Origin of the sequence: Microbacterium sp. (assembly GCF_031178525.1) — a bacterium.
Classification (GTDB): Bacteria; Actinomycetota; Actinomycetes; order Actinomycetales; family Microbacteriaceae; genus Microbacterium.
The window spans coordinates 1-5,320 of the sequence record NZ_JAPSJA010000168.1; the positions used below are offsets into that span (position 1 = coordinate 1).

Sequence of the window (5,320 nt, forward strand, 5' to 3'; positions counted from 1 at the left end):
CTCGCGTGGCGGCGCCGCTGTCCGGCGAGACGCGCTTCGTCCCGGTCCTGAGCCGCAAGGGCGGCGTCGGCAAGACCACGATCACGACGCTGCTCGGCATGGCCCTCGCGGACGGCCGCGAGGACCGAGTGATCGCGATCGATGCGAACCCCGACCGCGGCACGCTCGCGGACCGGATCGGCAAGCGCACCGACAAGACCGTGCGCGACCTCGTGCACAGGGCCGGAGAGATCCGCGGCTTCAACGACATCTCGCGCTTCGTCGCGCGCGACGAGACGCGACTCGACGTGCTCGCCTCGGACCCGGACCCCCGGATCGCGGAGGCGTTCGGCGAGGACGACTACCGGCGCGTGGCGGACGTCGCCGAGCACTTCTATTCGCTCGTGCTGACCGACACCGGCACCGGCATCATCCACTCCGTCATGAGCGCGACGCTGGCGCACGCGGATCAGCTGATCATCGTGACCGGACTGAACCTCGACGAGGTGCGCCTCGCTTCCGAGACCATCACGTGGCTTGAGTCGAACGGGTACGAGCAGCTCGCGCGCGACGCGATCGTGGTGCTGAACCAGCAGTCCGAGGGCGCGCCCATGGTGCGCCTCAGCGAGCTCGAGGTGCACTTCGGCAGCCGTGTCCGCTCGGTCGTGCACCTGCCGTACGACCGCGCGCTCGCGACCGGATCCGCGATCGTGTATCGCGACCTGCGGCCCGAGACGCGCGAGGCGGCCCGTGACCTCGCCGCGCGCGTGGTCGACGGCCTGCGCGAGGGCCGTTCGGCATGACGGCGCGCGAGATCCGCCTGTACGGCGACCCGGTGCTCCGCACGCCCAGCGCCGAGATCCACGTGATCGACGAGGGCGTGCGGGCGCTCGTGCAGGATCTGCTCGACTCGGTCGCGCTGCCCGGACGCGCGGGCGTCGCCGCCCCGCAGATCGGCGTGGGGGTGCGTGCGTTCAGCTACAACGTGGACGACGAGATCGGCTACATCCTCAACCCGCGCATCGTCGAGGTGCGCGGCGAGCCGCAGCTCACGGGCGAGGGATGTCTCTCGGTGCCCGGCCTGTGGCACGACACGCCTCGGCACCCGTACGCGCGTGTGGAGGGTATCGACCTCGATGGGCAGCCGGTCGTGCTCGAGGGCGAGGGCCTGATGGCCCAGATGCTGCAGCACGAGACCGACCACCTCGACGGCGTCGTCTATCTGCAGCGGCTCACCAAGGAGGAGCGCGCCAAGGCCATGAAGGCCGTCCGCGAGTCCGACTGGTTCTGACCACCGCACAGCGCCGGCAAGAAGGCCCCGGATCTCTCCGGGGCCTTCTGCGTGTGCGGGATCAGCCGGCGACCGACAGGTTGGTCGTGGCGTCCTTCGCCGCGTACAGATCCTCGATCTCGTGTGCGAAGTCCTTCATGATCTCGGAGCGCTTGATCGAGAGCTTCGGCGTCAGGTGACCGGTGGCCTCGGTCCATTCCGTGCCGAGGATCACGAACTTGCGGATCGACTCGGCCCGCGACACGCGCGTGTTCGCCTCGTCGATCGCGCGCTGCACCTCGGCGCGCACGGTCCCGTTCTTCGCCGCCTGCTCGAGCGTGAGATCCGGGCTCTCGCCGTGCGTGGCGAGCCACGCGGGCAGCATCTCGGGGTCGAGCGTCACGAGCGCGGAGATGAACGGCTTCTGGTCGCCGACCACGACGACCTGTCCGACGATCGGGTTCGCGCGGATCGGGTCCTCGAGCGCGGCGGGGGCGACGTTCTTGCCGCCGGCCGTGACGATGATCTCCTTCTTGCGCCCCGTGATCGACAGGTACCCGTCGGCGTCGAACGTGCCCAGGTCTCCCGTGCGGAACCACTCGCCGTCGAAGGCCGCGGCGGTCGCCTCCGGGTTCTGCCAGTACTCGCGGAACACGTTGATGCCCTTGACCTGGATCTCGCCGTCGTCGTCGATGCGGATGCCGACACCGGGCAGGGTCGAGCCGACCGTGCCGACCTTGCTCAGGCGCGGTCGGTTGACCGTCGCGGGGGCGGTTGTCTCCGTCAGGCCGTAGCCCTCCAGGATGGTGATGCCGAGGCTGTGGAAGAAGTGACCCAGGCGCGCGCCCAGGGGAGCGGAGCCGGACACCGCGTGCGTGACACGGCCCCCCATGAGAGCGCGCAGCTTCCCGTACACGAGCTTGTCGAACAGCGCGAACCTCAGCTTCAGGCCGAGGCCGATCTTCTCGCCCTCCTGCAGGCGGCGCGAGTGCTCGATCGCCGTCTTCGCCGCCGCGCGGAAGATCTTGCCCTTGCCCTCAGACTCGGTCTTCTGCTCGGCGGAGTTGTAGACCTTCTCGAACACGCGCGGGACGGCGAGCAGGAGCGTGGGCTGGAACGATCCGAGCGTCTTGACGAGGTTCTTGGTGTTCGGCTCGTGGCCCGTCTTCACCCCGGCGTGGATGTACAGGATGGACATGAAGCGCGCGAACACATGCGCCGTCGTGATGAACAGGACGGTCGAGGCGCCGGGGCTGTGCAGGACCTCGCTGAGCGCCTCGTCGGCGTTGCGCGAGAGCTCGACGAAGTTGCTGTGCGTCAGCACGCAGCCCCTCGGGCGTCCGGTGGAGCCCGAGGTGTAGATGATCGTCGCGATGTCGGAGCCGTTCGCCAGACCGCGGCGGCGCTCGATCTCGGCGTCCTCGATCGCCGCGCCGTCGGCGCTCAGCTTGGCGATCAGACCCTCATCCATGCGCCACACGGCGCGGACGAGGGGCAGCTCCTCGGCGACCGACTGGTACGACTCGTGATGCGCGGCCGTCTCGACGATGAGACTGACGGCGCCGGAGTCGGACAGGATCCACTGGATCTGCGACGGGGAGCTGGTCTCGTAGACCGGGACCATGATCGCACCGGCGTAGAACAGCGCGAAGTCGACGAGCGTCCAGTCGTAGGTGGTCTTGGCGAGGAAGCCGATCTTCTCGCCGGGCTGGATGCCGGCCGCGACGAAGCCCTTGGCGAGGGCGATGACCTGGCGCTCGAACTCCGCGGCCGTGATGTCGCGCCAGCCATCGCCGTCTGGCACCGCGAAGATGGGTCGGTCGGGCGTCGCGCGCACGCGCTCGACGAGCAGGTCGGCGACGTTCGCCTCGGGATCGGCGGGGACGATCGCGGGTGTCGAGAATTCGATCACGGCAACTCCTTCGGTACCGGACAGGGCAATGGCGGGTTCGGTCGATTCTAGTGTCCCTCTAGACTCTCCCCGTGTTCTATTGGCTGATGAAGTACATCGTGGTCGGGCCGATCGTGAAGGCGATCTTCCGTCCGTGGATCATCGGCGCCGAGAACATCCCTCCCGTGGGCGGGGCGATCCTTGCCAGCAATCACCTGTCGGTCGCCGACTCGATCTTCCTGCCGCTGATGATCGAGCGGCCCATGACCTTCCTCGCCAAGAACGAGTACTTCACGGGCAGGGGTCTGAAGGGGTGGGCCACGAAGTGGTTCATGAAGGGCACCGGCCAGATCCCGATCGACCGCTCGGGCGGATCGGCCTCCGAGGCCGCGCTGAACACGGCCCTGCAGGTGCTCGGGCGCGAGGAGCTGCTCGGCATCTATCCCGAGGGCACCCGCAGCCCCGACGGCATCCTGTACCGCGGCCGGACGGGCATCGCCCGCATGGCCATGGAGGCGAGAGTGCCTGTGCTTCCCGTCGTCATGGTCGACACGGACACGATGATGCCCATCGGACGGACCATTCCGCGGGTCATGCGCGTCGGCATCGTGATCGGCGAGCCGCTCGACTTCACGCGCTACGAGGGGATGGAGAACGACCGCTACGTGCTGCGCTCCGTCACCGACGAGATCATGGTCGCGCTGCAGCAGCTCGGAGGGCAGCGGTACCGCGACGTGTACGCGTCGTCGGTGAAGATGCAGCGTGCGTCGGTCGACGACGCGGTCGCCGCGCCCGTCGTCGACGCGTCGGCCGCGCCCGCGCGCGACTGACACACGGTCCGGGGCACCTCCCGCGCGGCACTAGCATCGAAGTCATGCACAGCACGGCTCGTCTCGATCCGAGCGCCCTCGACGCCTGGCGCTCACTCCCGATCAAGCAGCAGCCGGAGTGGCCCGACTATGCCGAGGTCGAGCGCGTCTCGGCCGAGCTCGCCCAGCAGCCGCCGCTCGTGTTCGCGGGCGAGGTCGACAGCCTCAAGGACCGACTTGCGCAGGCCGCGTCCGGTCGCGCGTTCCTGCTGCAGGGCGGCGACTGCGCCGAGACCTTCGCGGGCGCCACGGCCGACAAGATCCGCAACCGCGTCAAGACGCTGCTGCAGATGGCGGTCGTCCTGACGTACGGCGCGTCGATGCCCGTCATCAAGATGGGGCGCATGGCGGGTCAGTTCGCCAAGCCGCGCTCGAGCGACATGGAGACGCGGGGCGACGTCACGCTGCCGGCGTACCGCGGCGACATCGCCAACGGGTACGACTTCACCGCGGTGTCCCGGACACCCGACCCGCAGCGCCTGCTGAAGGCGTACCACACAGCAGCCTCGACCCTGAACCTGATCCGGGCGTTCACGCAGGGCGGCTTCGCCGACCTGCGTGAGGTGCACTCCTGGAACAAGGGCTTCGCCGAGAACCCCGCGAACCAGCGCTACGAGCGTCTCGCGGCCGAGATCGACCGCGCGATCAAGTTCATGGAGGCGGCGGGCGCCGACTTCGACGAGCTCAAGCGCGTCGAGTTCTACACGGGCCACGAGGGCCTGCTGATGGACTACGAGCGCCCGCTCACGCGCATCGACTCCCGCACCGGCACGCCGTACAACACGTCGGCGCACTTCCTCTGGGTCGGCGAGCGCACGCGCGATCTGGACGGGGCCCACGTCGACTACTTCTCGCGCATCCGCAACCCGATCGGGGTCAAGCTCGGCCCGACCACGAGCCCCGACACGGCGCTCGCGCTGATCGACAAGCTCGACCCCGAGCGCGAGCCGGGGCGCCTGACGTTCATCACCCGCATGGGCGCCGGCAAGATCCGCGACGCGCTGCCGCCGCTGCTCGAGGCCGTGAAGGACTCGGGCGCGATGCCGCTGTGGGTCACGGACCCGATGCACGGCAACGGCATCACGACGCCGACCGGCTACAAGACCCGCCGCTTCGACGACGTCGTCGACGAGGTGCGCGGCTTCTTCGAGGCCCACCGGGCGGTCGGCACCTACCCGGGCGGTATCCACGTCGAGCTCACGGGCGACGACGTGACCGAGTGCCTGGGCGGCTCCGAGCAGATCGACGAGGCCACGCTCGCCACGCGCTACGAGTCGCTGTGCGACCCGCGCCTGAACCACATGCAGTCGC

The 5,320-nt window shown here is 69.1% G+C and carries 5 protein-coding genes; 4 read left to right on the top strand and 1 reads right to left on the bottom strand.

All coding sequences use genetic code 11. The features are described 5' to 3' along the window. Nucleotides 1-782 (top strand): MinD/ParA family protein (locus RIF89_RS10550; RefSeq protein WP_309069068.1); only part of this gene is annotated, 782 nt, incomplete at its 5' end. Then, nucleotides 779-1,270, top strand: coding sequence for a peptide deformylase (gene def, locus RIF89_RS10555; RefSeq protein ID WP_309069069.1), 492 nt, complete (start codon nucleotides 779-781; stop codon nucleotides 1,268-1,270). The genes RIF89_RS10550 and def, both read left to right, overlap by 4 nt. Before the next feature lie 61 nt (nucleotides 1,271-1,331). On the opposite strand, the gene RIF89_RS10560 is transcribed toward def, so the two are convergent. After that, entirely contained in the window at nucleotides 1,332-3,161 is a 1,830-nt protein-coding gene (locus RIF89_RS10560; protein ID WP_309069070.1) for a long-chain fatty acid--CoA ligase, read from the bottom strand. A gap of 71 nt (nucleotides 3,162-3,232) precedes the next feature. Between RIF89_RS10560 and RIF89_RS10565 the strand changes: the two genes are divergently transcribed. Both RIF89_RS10565 and RIF89_RS10570 read left to right on the top strand, forming a co-directional pair. Continuing rightward, nucleotides 3,233-3,970 carry a lysophospholipid acyltransferase family protein gene (locus RIF89_RS10565; RefSeq protein ID WP_309069071.1) on the top strand — a complete coding sequence of 246 codons (738 nt, stop codon included), beginning with the start codon at nucleotides 3,233-3,235 and terminating at the stop codon, nucleotides 3,968-3,970. Between the two features lie 44 nt (nucleotides 3,971-4,014). Continuing rightward, nucleotides 4,015-5,320 (top strand): class II 3-deoxy-7-phosphoheptulonate synthase (locus RIF89_RS10570; RefSeq protein ID WP_309069072.1); only part of this gene is annotated, 1,306 nt, incomplete at its 3' end.